We start from the raw sequence: 22,226 nt of genomic DNA on the forward strand, positions 1-22,226 counted from the left end.
GGGGAAGAGGTTTTGTGTGTTTTCCCCATGGGTTGGAAAGACCCCCCGACGCGCTTTGCTCTTCGCTCGCGTTACGCCGGCCGGCCGAGGTGGGTCGGGTAGTACGCGCTGTTGAGCGTGGCGATCCGGACGTTCCTGCCCGGACGCGGCGCCTCGACGTACTGGCTGTCACCCAGGTAGATGGCCACGTGGTGGATGCCGGAGGCGCGGGTGCTGTCCGACCAGAAGATCAGGTCGCCGCGGCGCAGTTGGCCGGCGCTGATCGGGGTGGTCGCGGCGTACTGGTCGTCGGCGACCCGTGGCAGGTCGATCCCGGCGCGCTGGTAGGCCTGCTGGACCAGGCCCGAACAGTCGTACCCGTCCGGCCCGTTGCCACCCCAGACGTACGGCTTGCCGAGCTGGGCGAGAGCGTAATCGACCGCGGGTTCGAGACCGGCGGACTGGCCCGACTGCGCGGCGGGCGCGGGCGCGGGCGCGGAGCCGGCGCCCGAGCCGGCAACCGGAGCCTGGGCGGTGCGGCTCAGGTAGACGTCGTAGTGGCTGGTGTACCGCCACTCGCCACTCTCGTTCCTGAACCAGTACCGCGAACCGTCCCACCCCTGCCGCATCCCGTCATCACCGGCGGCGGCCGGCGCGGGGGTGGGCGCGGCAACCGGAGCCTGGGCGGTGCGGCTCAGATAGACGTCGTAGTGGCTGGTGTACCGCCACTCACCACTCTCGTTCCTGAACCAGTAGCGCGAACCGTCCCACCCCTGCCGCATCCCGTCATCACCGGTGGCGGCCGGAGTGGGGGCAACCGCGGGCGACTTGGATGTGTGGCTCAGATAGACGTCGTAGTGGCTGGTGTAGCGCCACTCACCGCTCTCGGTCCTGAACCAGTACCGCGAACCGTCCCACCCCGGGCCGCTCGGCGCCGGCTCGGCGGCGGCCGTCCCGGCGGCGAGGCCGAGGCCGATCACGCCGGCCCCCGCGAGCACCGTGGTGGCCAGGCAGGTTCCGCGAACCATCAGGCTCAGCCGGGGTATTCGCCCCGCCCGCCCGGTCGTCCGGCTGCGCTCACCGGCTTGCAGCGAGGCGCAGTGCAGGCAGGCACAGTCCGCTGCCGCACGCAGCTCACCGCTGCGCTCGTCGAACCCGATCAGGGCGGGGCCGCCGGCTATCTTCATGTTCGATTCCCTTCCTTACGAGCCCCGTTGGCGCTGCCCGCACCGGCCTTCACGGCGGGACGGGCGGCCGGGGCCGGGACGGTGCCCGGCAGCGCGCTCGGCACGCCGGCCGGAGCGACAAAGGCCACCAGCAGCTGCTCCATCAGCGCGCTGCGGGCTGCCTCGTCCAACTCGTGTGCGGTGGCGCGCTCCAGGCGCCGGACCGCGAGCGCGGCCGCCTCCACCGCGTCGTCGACGAGCACGGTGCGCAGCCCCGCGTCGAGGTCCGCGAGCCGGCGCCGGCGCATCGACTCGGCCACCTCGGGCGCGTAGTCGAGCGCCAGCGGCTGGACCGAGTAGACCTCCAGACCGGCCGGGGCGGCCTCGGCGGCCAGCGCCCGGCTGAGCTCGTCGGCGAACCACTGGCCGTCGCGCAGCGCGGGACCGGGCCCGGCGTTGCTGTCGCAGGGCAGGATGCTGGCGGTCCTGGTCAGCACGGCGTGGATCTGCTCGCGCAGGTACTCCTCGTGGTCCTCGACGGCGAAGACCGCCCGCGCGGTGTCCCGGACCCGCCAGACCGCCAGTAGCCGGACCACGATCGGCGTCCCGGTCCGGTCGGTCACCTGCACCGGCTCACTGCGCCAGTGCCGCAGCCGGATGTCCACCCGCTGCCGCCGCAGCAGCGGGTTCACCCAGACCAGGCCCGTCCGGCGCACCGTCCCCTGGTAGCGGCCCCAGCGGGTCAGCACCCGGGTCTCACCGCTCGCGTTGGCCAGCAGGCCGGACAGCGCGATCAGGGCGCTCAGCCCACCGACCGCCGCGCAGAGCACCGACCAGTTGTCCAGCACCGGCCCGCTCGTCTCCCGGACGGCGGCGGTGCGCAGGTCCGGGATCGAGTCCGCGAAGCGCGGAACCACGCCGACCCTGGTCAGCACCAGCACGACGGTGCCCAGCGCGAGCAGGAGCGCGAGCAGCGCGATCCACCCCGGCAGCGCGATGGCCTGGCGCTCGCGCAGCCCCGCCTCCGTCTTGGGCGGGCGGCGGGCGGCGATGTCGGAGCGGGTATCCACAGGCTGTGGATGCCTGACCGCGGCCACCGGGATGCGCTCGGTGGGCTGATCGGCGGGGGTGGGGGTGGGAGCAGGGGTGGGAGCGGGTGCGGCGGTGACCGGGAGCGCCTTCGGGAGTGGCTTGCCCAGCGCCTTCAGGCCCCTGGGCAGCGGGGTCGCCCCGGCGAGCGTACGGCGGCGGGCGGGGTCGCCCGAAGCGGGGTCGTGCGGGGCGTCCATGCGGGGATCCTCCGGGTCGGTGTGTCACGCAACTGTCGGCCCGGATCTGACGGGCGGTGCGAGAGTCAGGCTAAGTACATAAGTCTTCAAATGCGACATTTGGGTGTGGCGTGTCGGCAACTTCCTGACTTCCCGTCGGATGAGATGCCGCAGGTCACTGACGGTGCGACAACTCCGCTCGACCGGGATCGGGGAGCCGCCGGGGGCACCCACATGGCGGGTAGTGGGTGGCGGGTGGCGGGTGGCGGGTGGCGGGGTAGGTGATCGGAACTCACCGGCGCCGGGTACCGGAGCCGCGGGCAAGCAGCCGCCGGGTGACCAGCGTCAGCCCGGTGAGGACCAGCAGCACCCCACAGCACACCGCCCGCCAGGAGTCGGTGGCGGGCTGACCGACCGTGGAGACGCTCTGCACCTCGGCCATCCGGCCGGGATCCGCAGGCGGGGCCGGCAGCGGCTGCACCGCGCTGGAGGGGACGGCGCTGGTGGAGCGGGCGGGCGAGGGGGACGGGGTGGCCCGGATGGGCCGACCCGCCGGAACCGACGCGGTTGGCGAGACCGGCGCTGAGGATGGAGCCGACGGGGTGGACGGGACCGACCGAGTCGGCAGGTCGGACGAGGCCGGCTCCGCCGACACCGCAGGCAACGACGACTGAGCGGGCGGCGCGGGCGGGTCCGGCTGGACAGGTGCGAGCGCAGTCGCCGAAGCTCCCGTGGAAGTCGGCGGAGCCGACTTCGGAGGGCTGGGGTGAGCCGCTGCAGTCAGGCCCAGCGGCGAAGCATCGACAGGACCACGCCCGACACTCGCCGAGGCGCCGGCCGCCACTGCACTGGGAACGGTGATCAGAGTGCCGAAGTTGCCCGGTGAAGCGGAGGGGGCAGCAGAGGCGGAAGACCCGGAGGCGCCCGAAGGACCAGCAGAGAGGGAACCGCCAGGGCCAGCCACCGGCACAGCAGAGCCGGCAGCCGAAGGCGAGGCGGTGGGAGTTGCCGAAGGCGAGGCACTGGCCGTGGCCGAAGGCGAAGCGGTGGAAGCAGCCGAAGGCGAAGCACTGGCCGTGGCCGAAGGCGAAGCAGTGGAAGTTGCCGAAGGCGAGGCACTGGCCATGGCCGAAGGCGAAGCGGTGGAAGCAGCCGAAGGCGAAGCACCGGCGGTGGCCGAGGGGGTGGCGGTAGCCGGCGTCACGTGGACCCGGACCGGGTCGCCCGTCGTGGTGTTGCCCGCGCGGTCCGTGGCGGTGGGGGTCAGCAGCTGGTCGCCGGTGCCGAGGTCGCGGAAGGCGCGGCAGGTCCAGCTGCCGTCCACCGCTGCGACCGCGCCGCACAGGGCGCCGTCCTCGCCGCCCGCGACCACCGTGACCATCACGCCCGGGTCGCCGTGGCCGGACAGGCGCGGGCGCAGGACGTGCAGTTCCTCGCCCGGCCCCGGGGAGGTGATCACCGGCTTGCCCGGCGGCACGGTGTCCACGATCAGCGTGGCCGGCTTGCCCGACGTCCGGTTGCCCGCCGGGTCGACGGCCGAGGCGGTGAGCACGTGCGGCCCGTCCGCGAGCTCCTCCACCGGGAGGCAGGACCAGGAGCGGTCCGCCCGTACCGTCGTCCCACAGAGCTCCACCGCCGCGCCGCTACCCGCGCCCCGGTCGGTGACCGAGACGGTGGTGCCCGGGCCGCCGGTGCCGGTCAGCAGCAGCCCGGGGTCGTTGGTGTACTCCGGCACCGTGAGCACCGGCGCCGGCGGCGGCGTGGTGTCCACCGTGATCCGCACCGGGGCGCCGCGCAGCACCACGCCACCGCTGGTGGTCTCGGCGGGCAGCACGGTGTGCGGGCCCTGGGCCAGCGGCGAGGACGGCCGGCAGGACCAGCCGCCGTCACCACCGACGGTGGCCTGGCAGAGCGTCGCCGAGCCCTCCTGGACGGCCACCGTCGCGCCCGGAACGCCGCTGTCGCCGCGGAACTCCGGCCTGCCTTGGTCCACCTGCGCGCCGCTCACCGGGCTGGTCAGCTCGGGCTCGGCGGCGACCACCGACAGCCGGATCGCCTGGTCCACGACCTCGCCCGAGTCGGCGAAGCCGTCGGCCGAGACCACCTGGGCCGGGTCACGGGCGAGCCGCAGCCGGGCCCAGGTGTCCCCCGCCGAGACGTCGGGCGGCACGGTCCACTCCAGCGTCGCGCTGCTCGCGCCGGGCGCGACGTCGACCTGGGCCCGCTCGCCCGCGTCGAAGCTGCCGTCGCGGGCGAAGTCGATCCAGCCGGCCAGGGTGGCCGGAGCCTGCCCGGGGCTGACCGGGACGGTCACGTCGTAGTACCCGCCGATCGCCGCCTCGGCCGGGAAGTCGAGGGTCGGATCGTTGCCGACGTGCTCGGTGCGGCCGGGCTGGGCCTCGGGCTGGAGCTCCGGCGGCGCGGGTTCGAGCCCGGTGGCGCGGTGCGCCGGCGCGCCGGAGGCGGGTTGCGCGCCGCTCGCGTCGGCGCCGAGGAAGAGGTCGGAGATCACGTGCGAGGCGTTGCCGTAGCGCTGCGGGGCGCTGCCCAGTGCCTCGTCCAGGGTGACGGTGAACGCCTGGGTCAGCACGGGCGGCGGGGTGCTGCTGCCGGGCGCGGCGGTGTCGCGGCGCTCCAGGCGCAGGGTGGCGGTGTCGAAGGTGCCGTCGAGTTCGAGGCTGCCGGCCTGGTCGGCGGCGGCGTCCGCGGTCTCGGCAGTGCCGTCCGGGCCGGCGGGCGTGAGCATGCCGCCGGCCACCCGCCAGCCGTTCCACGGGGAGCGCGCGGTGAGCGCGGGCCCGGCGGGGGTGCCGCCGGTGACGGCCAGTCGGACGGCGCTCGCGGTGCTGCCGCTCGGGCCGTTGGCCACGCCGGTCAGCCCGCTGACGTGCAGCCGGGGGTTGCGGACCGGGCGGGAGAAGCTCAGCTGGAGCGTGCCGAGGGTGCGCCAGGCGCCGTCCGCCAGCGGGCGGTCCGGAGCGAGCTGGAACACCTCGGCCGGCGCGCCGGGCCGGACGCCGTCGGCGAAGGCGGGCGCCTGCCGGTGTCCGTCGGAGCCCGCCAGGGCACCGGTGTCGGTGCGGGCGCTGATGCCCGGCGAGGCGTCGAAGTCGAGGCCGACGGTCAGGCCGGACCGCAGGACCGCCTGGTGCCCGGTGCTCCAGCGGTCCGGCGTCTGCAGCGCCTGGGAGGTGGTCGGCAGCCAGCCGAGGCCGAGCCCGCCGACCAGCGCCACCGCGACGACCGCCGCCCGGCGCCGCTGCCCACGCCGCCGCACGTGCACCCGCGTGATGATGAGCTCGCGCCGCTCGCTCATGAGGCCTCCTGTGCACGTGATGTGACAAGAAGGAATCACGATCTAACGGTCAGCCATGGGAGCCGCCTGGGTGGCACCCGCCGGAACCACCCGTACGGCCGCCCCGCCGACGAAGAGGGAGAGCGCGCACGAAGAAGGGGAGCGCGCACGAAAAACGCCGAAGGCCCCTCGGGAGGGGCCTTCGGCGTTTCAGCTGGTGCGCTCAGCAGGATTCGAACCTGCAACCTCTTGATCCGTAGTCAAGTGCTCTATCCGTTGAGCTATGAGCGCCCTCAAGCCGGTCGGAACCGGCCTGCGGTCTGCTCGGACAGCCTACCCGATATCGGGAGGACCGCCGCGCACTTCGCAAGCGACGAGGCCCCGGCCGGAGCCTGGGGCCTCGTCTTCGCGGTGCGCTCAGCAGGATTCGAACCTGCAACCTCTTGATCCGTAGTCAAGTGCTCTATCCGTTGAGCTATGAGCGCTCGCCCTGTCGGCGTGAACCTCTTGGGCGGTGCGGGGACAACATTACATGACTGCCGACCTGGGGTGAAATCGATTGATGCGGCAGGGGTCGCGGGGCCTGCGGGACCGCCCGGGGAGCGCCTGCGGGCGGGAACAGATCCCTCGCGCAGCGGGAGGTACAGCAGAGGGGGGAAACACCAGAGGGCCCCACCGACCGGAGTCGGTGGGGCCCTCGTGAGGCGGAGGCTGAGGGATTTGAACCCTCGATGGGCTTTAAGACCCAAACCGCATTAGCAGTGCGGCGCCATAGACCGGACTAGGCGAAGCCTCCATCCACTCAGAGCTCACCGTCGCCGGTGGTCTCTGCGTGCATGTGATGATGCCATAGCCAGGGGCTCCGGCACCAACCACCGCTTACGTTACTAGGCAGGTCGTCCTCTCGGCAAAAACAATGGGATACTCCAACCCCCGGAGCAGCCCGGCCCACGGTCGCGAACCACATCGCGGACACGCGGAGCCGAAGTCGTAAGTCGTGAGGAGACCTGTCGACGTGAGCAGCAGGCCGATCCGAGGCGCTGCTCGCCTCGCCGCGATACTCGACGCGCTCCCCGACGCGCTGCTGCTGGTGAACAGCAACGGCACGGTGGTGGATGCCAACAACGCGGCGGTGCGCAGCCTGCAGACACCGGGGACCTCACTGGTCGGCATGGGCGTGCTCGACCTGCTGCCGGACTTCGACCCGAGCCGGATCCCCGGCTCGATGCGCCCGGCCCCGCGCGACCAGGACGAGGCCGACCGGCCGGTCCGGATGACCGCCCGCCGCACCGACGGCACCACGTTCCCGGTCGAGGTCTCGGGCAACGACTTCTCCGACGAGAACGCGAGCGAGGGCCGCGGCTACGCGCTCTCCCCCCTGGTGCCGTACGACCCGTACCGGGACGGCGGCCCGCGCGCCTCGTCCGCCAACGACCTGCTGCTCCTGCTGGTGCGCGACCTCTCCAGCCGGCTCGGCGTCGAGGCGGAGCTGCGCCGCCAGCACAAGCAGACCGAGATGATCCTGCGGGCAGCGGCCGAGGGCGTGCTCGGCGTCGACCTGGAGGGCCGGGTCGTCCTGGTCAACCCGGCGGCCGCGCACATCCTGGACTTCCGCGCGAGCGAGCTGGGCGGGCGCGAGCTGCACCCGCTGGTCCAGCACTCCCGGGCCGACGGCACGCCGCTGGCCGCCGAGGAGTCCGCGCTGCTCGACACGCTCAACTCGGGCCGCAAGCACCGGGTGCGCGGCGCGACGCTGTGGCGCAAGGACGGGCGACCGGTCACCGTCGATCTGACGACCGCCCCGGTCCGGGACGGCGACCAGCTGGTCGGCGCGGTGATGACGTTCACCGACCGGACCCGCGAGCTGGCGCTGACCGCCCGGGCCGAGCACCTGACGGCCGTCCTGGAGACCGAGGTCAGCGGTGCGCTGGAGGCGCTGCGGCAGCGGATCGACACGCTGGTCGGCGACCCGGCGAGCCAGCTCTGGCCGGAGGCCAACTGGACGCTGCGCGCGCTCGCCGACGACTGCCGGCGCTTCGGACTGCTGATCGACGGCGTGCTCGCGCACCAGCGCCACGAGCGCAGCACGGACGCGGGCGGCGCCTCCGCCGCGGCCACCGCCTCGACCGTCACGCCCGCCGCCCCGGCCACCGAGCCCGCCGACCCGCGCGAGGCGGGCGACGGGGGCAAGGCGCGCGACCCTCGGGCCGCCCATGACCCGCGGGAGAGCCGGGCCGGGCGCGAGCGCGAGGCCCGCGACGGCGCGGACGGGCTGGACCGCAGCCGGACCACGCTCGACAAGCTGATCGCCGGCGCCGTGGAGTTCGCCACCCGGCTGACCGGCCCCGGCCGGCTGCGCTTCTCGGTGCACGCCGCACCGGTCGAGGTGACCGCCGACCAGGAGCGGCTGGCCCAGGCGCTCGGCTACCTGGTCGCCGACGTGAGCGGCACGACGCTCGCCGACTCGGCCGCCTCGGTCGGCGCCGACGGCCCGGCGCCGATGGTGGTGCTGGCCGCCGCGCAGCGCGGCGACGTGGCGCGGATCGAGGTCCGCGGGCCGGGCCGGGGCGGCAGCAAGGTGCACGTGCCGATCGCGCGCGGTCTGGTGGAGCGGCACGGCGGGGTGCTCCAGCCGCACGAGCTGCCGCACCACGCGGGCACCACGTACGTGGTGGAGCTTCCGCTCGACCCGGCGGCGGCCCGCGCCGCGGCCGCCCGAGCCGCGCAGGACGGCGGGCGGCAGGTGCCGCGCGAGACCGACACCGCCGTGCTCCCGGACCTGCCGGGCATGCCCGGCGTGCTGCCGGAGCCGGGCGCCGAGGAGACGACGGCGACGGACGAGGGCGTGGCCGCCGCCCAGGCTCAGGCCTCGGCCGAGGACGCGGCGCGCGCGCCGATCGCGCTGGGTTCGACCACAGCGGGCCCGATCGCGCTGGGTTCGACCGCAGCAGGCCCGACCGAGCCGACCGCAGCGGGCCCGATCGCGTTGGGCCCGGCCGAGCCGACCGCCCCGGCGGCCGTCGCCGATGGCGCAGCCGTGCGGACCGAGGCTCCGCGCGGACCGTTCGCCCTCGGTCCGGGCAGCAGCGCCGGGGCCACCCCGGCCGAGGAGGAGCCGCAGCAGTCGCAGCCGACCCGTCGGCGCCGCGCGCTGCCGGCTCCCGGTGAGGCTCCGCAGGCCCAGGCAGCGCTGGCGCTGCCTGGCATCCCGGACCCCGGCACCCCGCTCTACCCCGGACTGGAGCACTCGCTGCCGCCCGTCCCGGCCGAGCCGCCCACGGTCGGCCCGCCGAGCCTGCCGGAGCAGCAGCCCACCGGGCGGCGGCGCCGCCTCGGCATCCCCGCAGGTGCGGAGCCGCGATCGGCCTCGAGCGATGCGGCGAACAGCGCTGCCCAGGACACGGCCCAGGCCGGCCTGAACGCAGGCGGCTCCGGCGGCCCGATCGCGCTGGCCCCGGCGAGGGCTGCCGCTGCCGAGCCGGGCCGGCCGGACGGCGGTCCGGTGGCCGACGCCCCGTCCGCCGCCCTCGCGCTGGCCGCCTCCCCCGGTGCCACGATGGTTCCCGCCGCCCCGCCGATGCCCGCTCCGCCGATGCCGGGCACGCCACCGGCCGCGCCGCTCGTCCCGCAGCAGGTGCCGGTGGGCTCCGGGCTGGGCGAGCTGAGCCCGCCACGGCCGTCCGGCTTCGCGAGCGCGTTCCCGGCGGCGTTCGCCGGCAACCCCGGCGCGCCGGCCCTGGCCGCCGCCGAGGCGCCCGCCGACCAGCGGTCCGCGCCGCGGCCGGTCGCCGAGCTGGCCCCCGCTCCGTCGGCCCCGGGCGTCATCGGCGCCGGACCGGAGACCGACCCCGGGCTGCCACAGCTCTCGGGCGAGGACGACCCGGCCGGTCCCGACGCCGCACCGCGGGTCCCCGAGTACCCCGACTACCCGACCATGGTCACGCCCACCGTCGATGGCGGGCCGCGCCGGCTGCTGGTCTGGCCGGAGCCGGATCCGTCCACCAAGCAGGCACTGCAGGAGCGCGGCTACCGCCCGGTGATAGTGCGCTCCCGCGAGGAGGTGGACGCCCAGGTCGCGGCCTTCCCGGCGGCGCTCTTCGTCGATCCGCTGACCGGGCCGATCACCCGGACCGCGCTGCAGTCGCTGCGCACCGCCGCGCTCAACAGCCGGGTCCCGGTGCTGGTCACGGCCGGTCTCGGGCAGGCCACCAGGGACGCCGCGTACGGCGCCGACCCGGCCGTGCTGCTGCGCGCACTGGCCCCCCGGGACAGCGAGAACCACGCCGCCCGGGTGCTGCTGGTGGAGTCCGACCCCGACATCGCCGCCGCGCTGACCAGCAGCCTGGAGCGGCGCGGCATGCACGTCGAGCACGCCGTCTCGGAGAACGACGCCGTCTCCAAGGCGAGCAGTGTGCAGCCGAACCTGGTGGTGATGGACCTGTTGCAGATCCGCCGCCGCCGGCTCGGCCTGCTGGACTGGCTGCGCGCCAACGACCGGCTGCACCGCACTCCGCTGGTCGTCTACACCTCGGTGGACCTCGACCCGGCGGAGCTGCCGCGGCTGCGCACCGGCGAGACGGTGCTCTTCCTCGCCGAGCGTTCGACCAGTGCGGACGTGCAGTCGCGGATCGTGGACCTGCTCGGCCGGATCGGCGCACTCGGCGAGGTCGGAGCTGTCGGGTAGCAGTGACCTGAGCCGGCGCGGCGGCGTGCTGCCGCCGCGCCGGGCCCCGCTTACTCCTTGCCGAGCACGGTGACGGTCAGCTCGTCCGCGGCGTACTGCGCGCGGATCACCTTCTTGTCGAACTTGCCGACCGAGGTCTTCGGCACCGCCTCGACCAGCGCCCAGCGCTCCGGCAGCTGCCAGGACGCGATCCGTTCGGCCAGGAACGCGCGCAGCGCGGGCAGTTCGACACCGGCGCCCGGGCGCAGCACCACAGCGGCCAGCGGCCGCTCGCCCCACCGGTCGTCGGGGACGGCGACCACGGCGGCCTCGGCGACCTCCGGATGGGCCATCAGGTGGTTCTCCAGCTCAACCGAACTGATCCACTCCCCACCGGACTTGATGACGTCCTTGGCCCGGTCCGTGAGCGTGAGGAAGCCGTCCGGGGTGATGGTGCCGACGTCGCCGGTGCGCAGCCAGCCGTCCTCGGTGAACTTGTCCTCGGGGCGCTGCGGCTCCTGGCCGGCGCCGCCGTAGTAGGCACCCGCGATCCACGGGCCGCGCACCTCCAACTCGCCTGCCGAGACGCCGTCGTGCGGCATCCGCTCGCCGCCGGGGCCGCTCAGCCGGGCCTCCACCGAGGCCGGGAAGACGCCCTGGGTGAGCCGGTAGCGCCACTCCTCGTCCGGTGCCAGGCCGGCCGGCGGCAGCGCGAAGGTACCGAGCGGGGAGGTCTCGGTCATGCCCCACGCGTGCACCAGCCGGATGCCGTGCCGCTCCTCGAAACCGCGCATCAGGGCCGGCGGACAGGCCGAACCGCCGATCACCACCATGCGCAACGACGAGGTGTCATAGGGGGTTTCGCGACCGGTGGGGTGGTCGAGCTCGTCCAGCAGGCCGCTCCAGATGGTCGGCACGGCGGCGCTGAGGGTGGGGCGGATCCGGTCGATCATCTCCGCCAGCGGCTGCGGCTGCAGGAACCGGTCCGGCATCAGCAGACTGGCGCCGGACATGAACGCGGCGTGCGGCACGCCCCAGGCGCCGACGTGGAACATCGGCACCACGGTCAGCACTGTGTCCCGCGGGGTGAGCCCGAAGGTGGCCGCGGAGTTCACCTGGAGGCAGTGCAGGTATATCGAACGGTGGCTGTAGACAACGCCCTTGGGGTCGCCGGTGGTGCCGGAGGTGTAGCAGATCATCGCCGGGCTGCGCTCGTCGATCTCGCTCTGCCACGGGTAGTCGGCCGGGCGGCCGGCGATCAACTCCTCGTAGTCGTGCACGGTTCCGGCGAAGCCGGCGAGCAGCGAGCGGTCGCCCGGGCCACTGACCACGATGTGCCGCAGCGTGGGCGCGAGTTGGGGCAGCACGCCGGCCAGCAGCGGGAGCACGCTGCCGCTGACGATGATCACCTGGTCGGCGGCGTGGTTGATGATGAACGCCAACTGGGCCGGAGGCAGCCGCAGGTTGAGGGTGTGCAGCACCGAACCCATGGCCGGCACGGCCAGGTAGGACTCCAGGTGGTCACCGTCGTTCCACATCAAGGTGCCGACCACACTGTCGGCGGTGACGTCCAGCTCGTCGCGCAGCGCGTAGGCGAGCTGGGCGGCGCGGGCGCCGATCTCGGCGAAGGTGCGCACCGAGGGGCCGGCCGCGGTCCAGCTGGTCACGGTGGCGCGGCTGTGGACGGTGGACCCGTGCTCCAGGATCCGGGCGACGGTGAGTGGTACGTCCTGCATCGTGCTGAACACGCGGGCCTCCTTGACCGGGCTGAGCTGCCTGCCGGGCCGCCGCCTCCGGTGCGTTACCGACCGGTAGTGGGATGGCCCGATGCGATTCTGTCGCCGACCGCGCCCGATGTCAGCAGCGCCACGGCGAATGAGACGAGCAGCTCAGCGCCGGGACGGTCAGCGCGCGACCAGGGTGTCCAGCTGGTCGTCGTCGATGGTCAGCTGGACGCCGCCGTACGTCTCCTTGACCTCGCCGAGGTACTGGTGGTCGCGCTGATGGGCGGCCCACAGGTCGGCGGGCAGCAGGCCGCCGCCGTCGGTACTGGCCCGGCCGTCCCAGCGGGCGTACCAGATCGCGTCCGGCAGCGGGGCGGCGCCGTCCCGGGTGGCCGCGACCAGGTCCTGGATCCCGGAGCTGATGCCGGAGTAGAAGCCGGACCAGTAACCGGCGCTGTGCAGGCCCTGGGTCCAGCCGAGTGTGAAGTCGACCACGGCCTTGGAGCAGTCCGGGTCACCGGTCTGGTAGTTCTCCATGTCGAGGTAGACCGGGCTGCCCGGGCCCAGGCCCACCGCCTGCGCGCCCTGGACGGCCTCGGCGGCCTCCTCGGCGCCCTGCTGGACGGCGTTCGCGGGGTCGATCCGCTCCGGCTTGCTCGGGTTGTCCATGCACGGGGCCTGGCGGCCGACGTGGGTCGGCACGAACCGCCAGCCGAGCGCGCGGGCCTGGCGCACCCAGTCCGCGGTGAGCAGCGGCTGGGTGCAGGCGCGCTGACGGCCGCTGGTGTAGATGCCGACCGCGCCGTACGGCGAGGCGCCGCGCCAGGCGCGCAGGGCGTCCAGCGGCGGGGCGCTGCACGCGTCGAAGCCGCTGCCGGCGAAGACGGTCTGCGGGACGGCGGCGAGCCGGGCCCGGCCGGGGTCGGCCAGCACGGTCGCCGCCCGCGGTCGCGGTGCGGCCGCTGCCGGGTGACGGGTGGTGCCGGTGCCGGGCCGGCCGGTCAGGTCGCCGGGCAGGTCACCGGCTTGGGCGGCGGTGCCGTCGGTGGCCAGCAGCAGGACCAGGGCGGCAGTCATGAACGTTGCCGAGCGAAGGTAGCGGACCATCCTCCGATCCTGAGCTCGGCCGACGGCCGGTCGGCCGAACACACGGCCGACGCGCCGGACGGCGGCCCGGAACTCACCCGTCCGGCGGCCCCGAGCGGGCCGGCGAGCCCCCACATCGGCAGCCGTAAGTAGCTTGCCAGCCCTGTGCTACTGACGTCAGACTCACGCCATGCCCACCGCCGATCGCTGCGAGCAGGTCACGCCGGCCGCCCCCGCCGCCACCCCCGCCCCTGGTCCGGCCGGCCCCGCCCCGCGCGCCGGCCTGCTGGACCGCACGCCGGCGCCACTGCTCTGCGTGCTGTCGATGCTCTCCGTCCAGACCGGCCTCGCGCTGGCGACCTCGCTCTTCCACACCCTCGGCGTGCTCGGCACCTCGTTCCTGCGGCTGGCCTCGGCTGCGGTGATCATGCTGCTGGCCACCCGCCCCCGGCTGCGCGGCCGCAGCCGCCGGGACCTGGGCGCCGCCGTGCTGCTGGGCACCACGTCCGCCGGCATGACGCTGCTCTTCGCGCTGGCGACCTCGCGGCTGCCGCTCGGCACGGCGGCGACCATCGAGTTCCTCGGCCCGCTCGCGGTGGCGCTGGTGCTGGCCCGCCGGCCCAGTCACCTCGTCTGGGCGCTGCTCGCGGCCGGCGGGGTCGCGCTGCTGACCCTGGTCGGCGGCCACGGTGGCAGCCCCACCGGCGGGCACGGTGGCGGACACGGCGGGCTGGACCCGGTCGGGCTCGGGTACGGCGCGGCGGCGGCCGTCTGCTACGCCGGGTACATCCTGCTCACCAACCGGGTCGGCGCCGTCTTCCCGGGCCTCCAGGGGATCGCCGTCTCGATCACGGTCGGCACCGTCGTGCTCGCTCCGTTCGGCCTGGCGCAGGCCTGGCACGGGCTGGCGGCCTCGCCCCGGCCCTGGCTGCCGCTGCTCGCGGTGGCCGGTGTGGCGCTGCTGATCCCGATCGCACCGTGGTCGCTGGAGATGACGGCCCTGCGACGGCTGCCCGAGCGGGTGTTCAGCATCATCCTGAGCCTGGAACCGGCGGTCGGCGCGCTGGTCGGACTGCTGGTGCTCGGCCAGCTGCTGGACTGGGCCGAACTCTGCGGTATCGCCTGCGTGGTGGCCGCGAGCGCGGCGGCCACGCTGACCGGCAGGAAGTCCTGAACACCCCCATCCTGATGATGCGTCAGAGGCGCTGGGAAGAAAGCCCGATGGGCGGTGCCGTCACCGACACCGCCCATCGGACACCGGAGTTGCGGCGCCGCTAGCCGCCGATCGGCGAGAAGACGATGTGCACGTCCTTGTCGGACTGGTCGGTCCAGACGAAGCCGGAGTTGTCCTTCACGCCGAGCGTGTTGTTCTGGTTGGAGGCACCGGCGCCGGTGGCCGTCTGCTGGGTGAAGTTGCTGTTGCCGTCGACCGTCCCGAAGATGTTGCCGGTGCCGACGTTGGAGACGACGCTGCTGTTCGAACCGTCACCGGCCCCGGCGCCGTTGTCGGCGAAGGCAGCACCGGCGCCGGCCAGCAGCAGCCCTGCGGCGAGCGGTGCGACGGCAAGGACGGCCACCATGCGGCCACGCCGAACCAGGGGAGTGCGGAAGCGAGCCATGGAATCCTCCAGATAACCCGAAGTCGATTATGCGATGCGGGAGTTCGCGGCCAGACGAACCCCTGCGGGCTGCGACGCCGAGATCAAGATTCCGCACCCGGCGGATAAAAAACCAGACCCACCCAGCCTTTTCCCTCGATCGCGTGACGCCCGGGGGCTAAACCCGGGGCCCGGGAATGCCGATAACAGTGGATCGTCTTCGGCCAGTCAGTACCGCCGGAGCCGGTTGGAACTGGCACGAACGAGCCCCGCGCCACCCCACCGCGCCACCCCGGCCACCGCCATGTCGGCAGCGCGATTCCGGTCCGGAATGGCTTAGAACAGCTTGCCCGGATTGAGGATTCCCAGAGGGTCAAACAATCCTTTCATCTGCTTTTGCAGCTCCAGTCCTACCGGCCCCAATTCCCGGGCCAGCCAGTCGCGCTTGAGCAGTCCGACCCCGTGCTCGCCGGTGATCGTGCCGCCGAGCCGCAGGCCCAGCGCCATGATCTCCTCGAAGGATTCCTCGGCCCTGGCCACCTGGTCCGGATCGGCCGCGTCGAAGACGACGATCGGGTGGGTGTTGCCGTCGCCCGCGTGGCAGCAGACACCGATGGTCAGGCCGCAGCGCTCGCCGATCCCGGCCACCCCGGTCAGCATCTCGGCCATCCGGGAGCGCGGCACCGCGACGTCGTCCACCATCGTGGTGCCCAGCGCGTCCATCGCGGTCAGCGCGAGCCGGCGGGCCTGCAGCAGCAGCTCCGACTCGGCCTGGTCCTCGGCCGGCACCACCTCGGTGGCCCCGGCCGCCCGGCAGAGCTCCGCCACGGCGGCCAGCTCCTCGCGCTGGCGCGGCCCGTCGAACGCCACCATGAGCAGCGCCCGGGTCGTCTCCGGCAGGCCCATGTTCGCCAGCCGGTTGACCGCCCGGATCATCACGGTGTCCATCAGCTCCATCAGCGAGGGCGTGAAGCCGGCGCCGATCACCGCGTTGACCGCCGCGCAGGCCGCGTCGGTGCTCGGGAACTCGGCCGCCAGGGCCAGCTGCGGCGCGGGCGCCGGGCGCAGCGCCAGCACCGCACCGACCACCACGCCCAGCGTGCCCTCGGAGCCGACGAAGAGCCGGGTCAGGTCGTAGCCGGCCACCCCCTTCGCGGTGCGGCGGCCGGTGCGCAGCAGCCGCCCGTCGGCCAGCACCACGTCCAGGCCCAGCACGTACTCGCTGGTCACGCCGTACTTCACGCAGCACAGGCCGCCCGCGCCGGTGCCGATGTTGCCGCCGATCGTGCAGGACTCCCAGCTGGACGGGTCCGGCGGGTAGGAGAGCCCTTGCTGCTCCGCCGCCCGGGAGAGCGTCGCGTTGACCACCCCCGGCTCGACCACCGCGATCCGGTTGGCCGGGTCCAGCTCCAGGATCCGGTCCATCTTCACCAGCGAGAGCACGATGCCGCCCTCGACCGCGTTCGCCCCGCCGGACAGCCCGGTCCGCGCGCCCTGCGGCACCACCGGGATCCGCAACTCGGTCGCGGTCCGCAGCACGTGCTGCACCTGCTCGACCGAGGACGGGAACACCACCACCGCCGGGTCCCCGGCAGCGCAGAACCCGGCCATGTCGTGCCGATAGGCAGCCGTCACGTCCGGGTCCGACACCACCGCCGACTCGGGCAGCCCCTCCAGCAGGCGCTTCGTCAGCTCGTTCACTGCCACGCTCACCGCGACCCCTCTCGCTCGGAGGAGCCCAGTGTGACCGATCCTCAGGCCCGGTGGGACCGGCGTTCGACCGTCGAGACCTGCCGCGCGCCCTGCTTCGCGCCCTGCTTCGTCAGCACACCGACGAGGATCGCGATCAGCACCGTCAGCGCCAGGCTGACCGGGCCGAAGCCCCAGCCGAGGCCGTGGTGGCTGCGGTCGGCGCCCATCCAGTCAGCGTACGAGGCGCCCAGCGGCCGGGTCAGCACGTAGGCGATCCAGAACGCGAGCACCGCGTTCATCCGCAGCTTCCAGTGCGCGAGCGCCGGCAGCGCGATCGCGACCGTGAAGACCAGGCCGGCGGAGAAGTAGCCGAGCCCGCCGGTGCTCGCCGTCAGGTCGCCGACCGCGGTGCCGAGCGCGAAGGTGGCCAGCACGGCCGCCCAGTAGAACGCCTCCCGGCGCACGGTGTGCACGCTGTGGATCGACAGCGTGCCCTCGGTGCGGCGCCACAGCGCGAAGACCGCCACCAGCACGACCAGGAACCCGGACGCCGAGACCTCGTACGGCACGCCGAAGCCGACGTGCAGCACGTCGGCCGCCATGGTGCCGAAGACGCTGACCATGGTGACCGCGAGCCAGTAGATCCACGGCACGTACCGCTTCGCCCGGAACTGCACGGCGAGCGCGGCCACCAGCAGCAGCCCGCCCAGCCCCACGGCCGGCACCGGCTGGAGCGTGCGCACCAGGAAGTCGGAGGCGTCCTCGCCCATGCCGGTGGTGAGCACCTTGGTGATCCAGAAGAGTGCCGTCACCTCCGGCACCTTGCTCAGCAGGATCCGTCCGGAGGCCACCGGCTCGCTCGGCCGGAGTTGAGCAGTCGTCATGGCCAGAACCATGCCACGCCAGGCTGAAGCCCAGCTGAAGATCGCACAACGATTCGCACACCGTGCACGAGCACCCCGGAAACGGCGCCGGCCCCCGACCTGTTGCAGGTCGGGGGCCGGTTGCGCGGCGGAGAGCGTGGGATTCGAACCCACGGTACGGGGTCACCGCACGACAGTTTTCAAGACCAAAAACCCGGGCGCGTCCATTAGGGCCCTGACCTGGGCCGGAGGCCGGAGATGGTCCCCAGTGCGCCCGCGCTGGTCCACAGCTGGTCCATAGGCCCCTTGGGATCAGCGCTCTCCGGGGCCCCGAGTCGGCCCCGAGCCGTCGGCGGAGACGCTGCGTTCGAAGAGCGCCCCAGACTGCCGGTGCGGCAGATCTACCATCCTCACGAGCGTGAAGGACTGGCCAAGGTAGTAGCTCTGAAGGGCGGGGTTCGACTTCCACGCGTCCAGCCGCAGGCGGGCCTTACCAGCCACCTGTGCCCGCGCGGCGGCCCAGTCCAGCATCCTGGCACCGACGGACCGGCCGGCCGCATCTCGCGAGACGGCCATCCGGTGGACGTAGAGCGCCGAGTCCGGCCGGTCCGCAGGCGTCCAGAACTCCGGGTCCGCGAGGTTGTCCACGGTGATCGTGCCAATCGGCGCGCCCTTGCAGAACGCCAGGAAACACTCGTCCCGGCTCATGGAGTCAAGCAGGCGTTCGCGGCGCGGCGGGAACTGCCACTGATCGATGCCACGGGATGCCAGCCACGCGCTGGCGCCCGACAGCATGCCCTCGACTACTTCAAGATCACTCTCGCTGGCCGCTCGCATTTCAAGGTCGGTCACTGTTCTCCCTCGCTGGACTCACGCTGCCGCTCGTACGAGATGACGTGGCGATCGCCCGGCAGCACGGTCACCGCGACGCGGACGGGGCGCCCGTCTTCCGTGTACCCCGTGCAGACGTGGTAGCCAACCGGGTTCCCGGCTCCGAGCTCAAGGCGCCGTGACTCCTCCGGCGTGGGCATCCGCACGTAGAGCTCGTCAATTGCCCGGACCTGCCGATACCCGAGCTCAGCGAGAACCTCGTTCGCGCCCCGGGTGATGTCCTCGGGCCGCATGATCTCGGACTCGCGGACCAGGTCGAGCGGGAAGTAGCTGTCGTTCAGGTTGAACGGCTCGCCGTCAAGCCAGCGGATCCGGCGACGTACCGCCGCCAGCTGGCCAGGCTCCAAGCGCAGCCGCTTCGCGATGTCTGGCGCGGGCTCGACAATGGCCACCTCGATGAGCTGGCGCGGCTCTCGCCCGTCGGCGGAGTGCTCCAACACGAAGGCATCCATCTCAGCCGAGTATGGCCGCGCACGGAACTCAGCCTGCGGCCGAAAGACCATCGGCCGGCGCTCCCGCACGAAATAGCCGCGAGGCCGCGCAGCCACCACCAGCCCTTCGTTGACCAGGCCGCGGAGCGCCTCCCGCACAGTGCCTCGCCCCACGTCGTACTGCTCGGTCAGCTCCGCCTCGGTCGGTAGCTGCGCTCCCGCGGCGAGCGTCCCGTCTCCGATCTGCTGCCTCAGTGCCTCCGCGATCTGCTGGTACAGCGGGGGTCGCCCCGCTCGTGTCGCTGCCATGACCCCATGAAACCGCTGGCTGCGACGCATTGTCCAGTCAATGCGAGCAATGGGCTTGACCGTCGGTCGCAGAGCGTGCCAGCATCTTCACCGGCGGCATTGTCCGAACAATATGGACGATGGAACCAGTGGGACAGGTGGCCCTTCTTTGGGCTGCCCTGACCTGCACAAACGTGCCCGGAGGGTGGGTGACCACTCGAAGGAAGCGGCTGTTCCTTGAGAACTGAAGAGTGATCGTGCGGGACCGACGCGAGGGCGGCGGTCGCGGCAGGCGTCTAGGCCGAGAGGCCGGGGGCGGACCACCGTGATGAACGAAGCCCTCCCCCTACGCAGTGGCGTGCCACCTCTTGCGGGGTGTGGGGATGGACGGTGGCGCTGACCAGGCCGATTCGTACGGCTGGACGGCGCGCCGGGAGACCAGCGGAGTCCCATGCACGTGGCGGGATGAGACAGACCGCCCCCGTGGTGACCGGGTGATGTCGCCGGCGGTAGCAAGCCACGCAGCCCCCTTTCGGGGTGCCGCCCTGCTCGTGCTGAGCAGAGAGAAGCACCGGACCAGGCCCGACAGACCTGACGCCCGTAGGACGGGCCGCTTCAACTCTGATCGCTCTACCAGTGATCACGGCTCCCGACGTGCGCCGCCCTTCGGGCGTGAAGCACGTCGGGTTCCGCGGCTGCTCGTTGAGCGCCGATTCCGATACGGCTGCGGCCCCGGTGGTGGTGCACCGGGGCCGCGTAGGGCCGTCCGCGTGAACGGAGATACGACCCATGCGTTTGATTGTCGCAGGTCATGAGGCCTGCACACCCGACGAGTTCACGGAACTCGCGCTCGGCTTCGGTCTGGACGCCGAGCTGTTCACCGGAGTGCCGGAGGAGTCGCCGCTGGAGCGGCAGGCTCGTCTGGACGCCTGCCGCGAGATCGTGCGCGACCTCGACCCGATCGCCCGCAAGTTCGCCGACCGGCTGCTGCGCAGCGCGGACCGCGTTCGGGCGCTGACGTGGAGGGCTGCCGCGTGATGACTGCTCCCCGTGCTCTGGTGCTGGTCGGCACCCGTACGCCGCACGTCACGGCCCGACCCGGCACTGCGGCGACCGCCTCACTGCTTGCGGCGGTTCGGCCGGCCGGTGGTGGCCTGCGTGGCGCCGCGTGCGCCGACGTGGATCCGGATCTGTTCTTCGGTCCGGATGAGGACGACTTCGAGGACGCCGCTGAGCTCGCCGCGGCGCGGGCGTTCGCCGAGCGGCGAGCTCGGTCGATCTGCGCCGGGTGCCCGGTGCGCTCGGCGTGCCTGGCCGGTGCGTTGGAGCGGCGCGAGCCGTCCGGCATCTTCGGCGGCCTCGACGCCGGCGAGCGGGACCGGCTGCACTACCTCAACTTCCTTCCGGCGGTGCTCCGGTGAGCGACCCGACTGCCGGCATGGCCGGTTCGCGGGCTGGTGAGGCGATGCGCGCGGCGCTGGTCCGCACCGAGCACCTGGGCATGATGGTCGGCCGGCACCTGGACGCGCTTCACCCGCAGCAGCCCGCACCGGCGCCGTCCGGGAACGGGGGTGCGCGATGAGTGCGCTCACCTCTTCCCCTGCGACTGCGGCTTCGGCGCCGCCGGGGCCGGTTTCGGCCCCGGGCGGTGTGGCTTCAGGTGCGCGCTCGGCCGTTTCGACGGCGCGCGTCAAGGGGCCGGCCTTGGTGATGGCCGGGCTGACGGTCCTCGCGCTGGCGGGGGGTGCGGTGCTGGCCGGGATCGGCTTCACCGGCTCGTACGCGGCGTTGGTGCATCTGGGTTTCAGTCACCACCTCGGTCGTTTCAGCTACGCGTTCCCGGTGGGTGTGGATGCCGGGATCGTGGTGCTGCTGGCGCTGGATCTGCACCTGATCCGCAGTCGCACGCCGTGGCCGGTGCTGCGGCTGCTGGCGCACGGTTTCACCTGCGCGACGATCTATTTCAACGCCAGCTCCGGCGGTCCGCTGCTCGCGGATCCGACCGGGTCGGCGATGCACGCGGTCATCCCGGTGATGTTCATCGCCGCTGTGGAGGCCGGGCGGCGGCTGGTCATCAGGGTCACCCGGATCGAGGCCGGCCACCCGTCCGCGGGCGTGCCGGCGCACCGCTGGATCCTGGCGCCGCTGCCGTCCTGGCGGATGTACCGGCGCATGCGCCTGTACGGGATCGACTCCTACGACCGCGCGGTCGAGCTGGAACGCGAGCGCATCGTCTACGAGGTGATGTTGGGGCGCGACCACGGCGACGCGAGCAGCGCGCCCGCTGATCTGCGGCTTCCGCTCACGATGGCCCGGTTCGGGCTGAGCGTGGACGAGGCCCTCGCGCTGCCACTTCAGGCGGCCGAGAGCGCCCTGCTACGCGAGGAGCGGCAGCAGGCGTTCGCCGCCGACTTGGCCGCCCGCGCGCAGGACCGCGAGGCCGCCGCGCAGATCGCCCATCTGCGCTCCACCGGCCGCGTGGAAGCGGCCGGCTTCGAGGTCGGCGCCGAGACCGCCACCGCCAAGGCCCACGCACACGCCCGCACGCTGGCCGCCGGCCGTGAGGCCGATGCCGCCGAGCGGTACGACCAGGCCGAGGCGGTCTTGAAGGCGACGGCCGCCGAGCAGGAGGCCGCCGACGCCCGTCTGCGTGCCGCCGAAACCGACCAGGCCGCTGCTGAAACGGAACAAGCTGCCGCTGAAACCCGGCGCCGTGCCGCTGAAACCGACCGCGAAGCCGCGGCCGTCGAGCGGGCCCGCACCGCCGACGAGGAAGCCGCCGAAGAGGCCCGGCTGCGCGCGGCTGAAACGGCGCGGGCCGTCGCCGAAACGGAAGAGGCCACCGCCGAAGCCCGCCGCCGCAAGGCCGAAGCCGAACGCGACACAGCCACCGCCGAACGCGCCCGGCTCGCGGAGCAGGAGGCCACCGAGACCGCCCGACTGCGCACGGCTGAAGCACGCGAGCGTGCCGCTGAAACGGAGCTGCGCGCGCTCGAAGCAGAGGATCAGGCGCGCCTGACGCCGTCGCAGCGCGCGGCGCGCAAGGTCGCCCGGATGATCCTCACCGACGGCAACGGCATCCCGGACTCCGTCGATCTCCAGACCATCGCCGATGCCCTCGGTGTCTCCGTCGCCACCGCCTCCCAGCGCCGTGCCGACGCCGCCGAACTCCTCGCGTCCGGCTACCGCCCCAACGCCGGCGCGCTGACCGGCGCCCTCACCTGAGCGAAAGCGAGATCAGCCGTGAGCGACCACAACGTCAACGGCGGTTACGGCCACCGG

General features: G+C 73.3%; 16 protein-coding genes and 3 tRNA genes. 6 read left to right on the top strand and 13 right to left on the bottom strand.

Annotated features, from left to right (window positions below; all coding sequences use genetic code 11):
* Nucleotides 1-71: 71 nt before the first annotated feature.
* The 6 genes from AC060L_RS02345 to AC060L_RS02370 all read right to left on the bottom strand — a co-directional run bounded on the left by AC060L_RS02345 (nt 72) and on the right by AC060L_RS02370 (nt 6,504).
* Nucleotides 72-1,166 carry a C40 family peptidase gene (locus tag AC060L_RS02345; RefSeq protein ID WP_483796680.1) on the bottom strand — a complete coding sequence of 365 codons (1,095 nt, stop codon included), beginning with the start codon at nt 1,164-1,166 and terminating at the stop codon, nt 72-74.
* A complete protein-coding gene (locus tag AC060L_RS02350) occupies nt 1,163-2,434 on the bottom strand; it encodes an SPFH domain-containing protein (RefSeq protein ID WP_483796682.1) in 1,272 nt (423 codons plus the stop codon). The genes AC060L_RS02345 and AC060L_RS02350 overlap by 4 nt, the downstream gene beginning before the upstream one ends.
* Nucleotides 2,435-2,705: 271 nt before the next feature.
* Nucleotides 2,706-5,729, bottom strand: a complete 3,024-nt coding sequence (locus AC060L_RS02355; RefSeq protein ID WP_483796684.1) for an Ig-like domain-containing protein — start codon at nt 5,727-5,729, stop codon at nt 2,706-2,708.
* 194 nt (nt 5,730-5,923) lie between these two features.
* Nucleotides 5,924-5,999, bottom strand: a tRNA-Arg gene (locus AC060L_RS02360).
* Between the two features lie 121 nt (nt 6,000-6,120).
* Nucleotides 6,121-6,193 (bottom strand) — tRNA-Arg (locus AC060L_RS02365).
* Between the two features lie 220 nt (nt 6,194-6,413).
* A tRNA-Ser gene (locus tag AC060L_RS02370) sits at nt 6,414-6,504 on the bottom strand.
* Between the two features lie 219 nt (nt 6,505-6,723).
* Here AC060L_RS02370 and AC060L_RS02375 point away from each other — a divergent pair.
* On the top strand, nt 6,724-10,392 hold the full coding sequence (locus tag AC060L_RS02375; RefSeq protein WP_483796686.1) for a PAS domain-containing protein: 3,669 nt from the start codon (nt 6,724-6,726) through the stop codon (nt 10,390-10,392).
* Between the two features lie 50 nt (nt 10,393-10,442).
* Here the strand turns inward: AC060L_RS02375 and AC060L_RS02380 are convergent, their stop codons facing one another.
* Together AC060L_RS02380 and AC060L_RS02385 are read right to left on the bottom strand one after the other, a co-directional pair.
* Nucleotides 10,443-12,119, bottom strand: coding sequence for a long-chain fatty acid--CoA ligase (locus tag AC060L_RS02380; RefSeq protein ID WP_483796687.1), 1,677 nt, complete (start codon nt 12,117-12,119; stop codon nt 10,443-10,445).
* 156 nt (nt 12,120-12,275) lie between these two features.
* On the bottom strand, nt 12,276-13,202 hold the full coding sequence (locus AC060L_RS02385; RefSeq protein ID WP_483796688.1) for a glycoside hydrolase domain-containing protein: 927 nt from the start codon (nt 13,200-13,202) through the stop codon (nt 12,276-12,278).
* A 169-nt stretch (nt 13,203-13,371) separates the two neighbouring features.
* On the opposite strand from AC060L_RS02385, the gene AC060L_RS02390 reads away from it, so the two are divergent.
* Nucleotides 13,372-14,355: an EamA family transporter gene (locus AC060L_RS02390; protein WP_483796689.1), complete on the top strand. Its 984-nt coding sequence runs from the start codon at nt 13,372-13,374 to the stop codon at nt 14,353-14,355.
* A gap of 100 nt (nt 14,356-14,455) precedes the next feature.
* On the opposite strand, the gene AC060L_RS02395 is transcribed toward AC060L_RS02390, so the two are convergent.
* The 5 genes from AC060L_RS02395 to AC060L_RS02415 form a co-directional block, all read right to left on the bottom strand.
* Nucleotides 14,456-14,761, bottom strand: coding sequence for a hypothetical protein (locus AC060L_RS02395; protein WP_483796690.1), 306 nt, complete (start codon nt 14,759-14,761; stop codon nt 14,456-14,458).
* Nucleotides 14,762-15,115: 354 nt separating this feature from the next.
* The gene (locus tag AC060L_RS02400) at nt 15,116-16,492 is read right to left on the bottom strand and encodes an FAD-binding oxidoreductase (protein ID WP_483796691.1); all 1,377 of its coding nucleotides are present in this window, start codon (nt 16,490-16,492) and stop codon (nt 15,116-15,118) included.
* A 41-nt stretch (nt 16,493-16,533) separates the two neighbouring features.
* Complete coding sequence (locus AC060L_RS02405; protein WP_483796692.1) at nt 16,534-17,355, bottom strand: COG4705 family protein; 822 nt, start codon at nt 17,353-17,355, stop codon at nt 16,534-16,536.
* A 291-nt stretch (nt 17,356-17,646) separates the two neighbouring features.
* Nucleotides 17,647-18,186, bottom strand: a complete 540-nt coding sequence (locus AC060L_RS02410; RefSeq protein ID WP_483796693.1) for a GNAT family N-acetyltransferase — start codon at nt 18,184-18,186, stop codon at nt 17,647-17,649.
* Complete coding sequence (locus tag AC060L_RS02415; protein ID WP_483796694.1) at nt 18,183-18,965, bottom strand: GntR family transcriptional regulator; 783 nt, start codon at nt 18,963-18,965, stop codon at nt 18,183-18,185. Before AC060L_RS02415 ends, AC060L_RS02410 begins: the two co-directional genes overlap by 4 nt.
* Before the next feature lie 768 nt (nt 18,966-19,733).
* Here AC060L_RS02415 and AC060L_RS02420 point away from each other — a divergent pair.
* From AC060L_RS02420 to AC060L_RS02435, 4 genes are all read left to right on the top strand, one after another.
* A complete protein-coding gene (locus AC060L_RS02420; RefSeq protein WP_483796695.1) occupies nt 19,734-19,982 on the top strand; it encodes a hypothetical protein in 249 nt (82 codons plus the stop codon).
* On the top strand, nt 19,982-20,365 hold the full coding sequence (locus AC060L_RS02425) for a WhiB family transcriptional regulator (RefSeq protein WP_483796696.1): 384 nt from the start codon (nt 19,982-19,984) through the stop codon (nt 20,363-20,365). The genes AC060L_RS02420 and AC060L_RS02425 overlap by 1 nt, the downstream gene beginning before the upstream one ends.
* Nucleotides 20,362-20,526 (top strand): hypothetical protein, encoded by a 165-nt coding sequence (locus tag AC060L_RS02430; RefSeq protein ID WP_483796697.1) that lies wholly within the window; start codon nt 20,362-20,364, stop codon nt 20,524-20,526. Before AC060L_RS02425 ends, AC060L_RS02430 begins: the two co-directional genes overlap by 4 nt.
* 128 nt (nt 20,527-20,654) lie before the next feature.
* On the top strand, nt 20,655-22,169 hold the full coding sequence (locus tag AC060L_RS02435) for a DUF2637 domain-containing protein (protein WP_483796698.1): 1,515 nt from the start codon (nt 20,655-20,657) through the stop codon (nt 22,167-22,169).
* Nucleotides 22,170-22,226: the final 57 nt, after the last annotated feature.

It is taken from the genome of Kitasatospora sp. NEAU-69 (genome assembly GCF_057158765.1).

Excerpts from the sequence above, each read along its gene's own strand:
- AC060L_RS02405 (WP_483796692.1), bottom strand. The coding sequence starts at position 17,355 with ATGACGACTGCTCAACTCCGGCCGAGCGAGCCGGTGGCCTCCGGACGG.
- AC060L_RS02415 (WP_483796694.1), bottom strand. The coding sequence starts at position 18,965 with ATGGCAGCGACACGAGCGGGGCGACCCCCGCTGTACCAGCAGATCGCG.
- AC060L_RS02390 (WP_483796689.1), top strand. The coding sequence starts at position 13,372 with ATGCCCACCGCCGATCGCTGCGAGCAGGTCACGCCGGCCGCCCCCGCC.
- AC060L_RS02385 (WP_483796688.1), bottom strand. The coding sequence starts at position 13,202 with ATGGTCCGCTACCTTCGCTCGGCAACGTTCATGACTGCCGCCCTGGTC.
- AC060L_RS02345 (WP_483796680.1), bottom strand. The coding sequence starts at position 1,166 with ATGAAGATAGCCGGCGGCCCCGCCCTGATCGGGTTCGACGAGCGCAGC.
- AC060L_RS02355 (WP_483796684.1), bottom strand. The coding sequence starts at position 5,729 with ATGAGCGAGCGGCGCGAGCTCATCATCACGCGGGTGCACGTGCGGCGG.
- AC060L_RS02420 (WP_483796695.1), top strand. The coding sequence starts at position 19,734 with ATGCGTTTGATTGTCGCAGGTCATGAGGCCTGCACACCCGACGAGTTC.
- AC060L_RS02425 (WP_483796696.1), top strand. The coding sequence starts at position 19,982 with ATGACTGCTCCCCGTGCTCTGGTGCTGGTCGGCACCCGTACGCCGCAC.
- AC060L_RS02435 (WP_483796698.1), top strand. The coding sequence starts at position 20,655 with ATGGCCGGGCTGACGGTCCTCGCGCTGGCGGGGGGTGCGGTGCTGGCC.
- AC060L_RS02395 (WP_483796690.1), bottom strand. The coding sequence starts at position 14,761 with ATGGTGGCCGTCCTTGCCGTCGCACCGCTCGCCGCAGGGCTGCTGCTG.
- AC060L_RS02350 (WP_483796682.1), bottom strand. The coding sequence starts at position 2,434 with ATGGACGCCCCGCACGACCCCGCTTCGGGCGACCCCGCCCGCCGCCGT.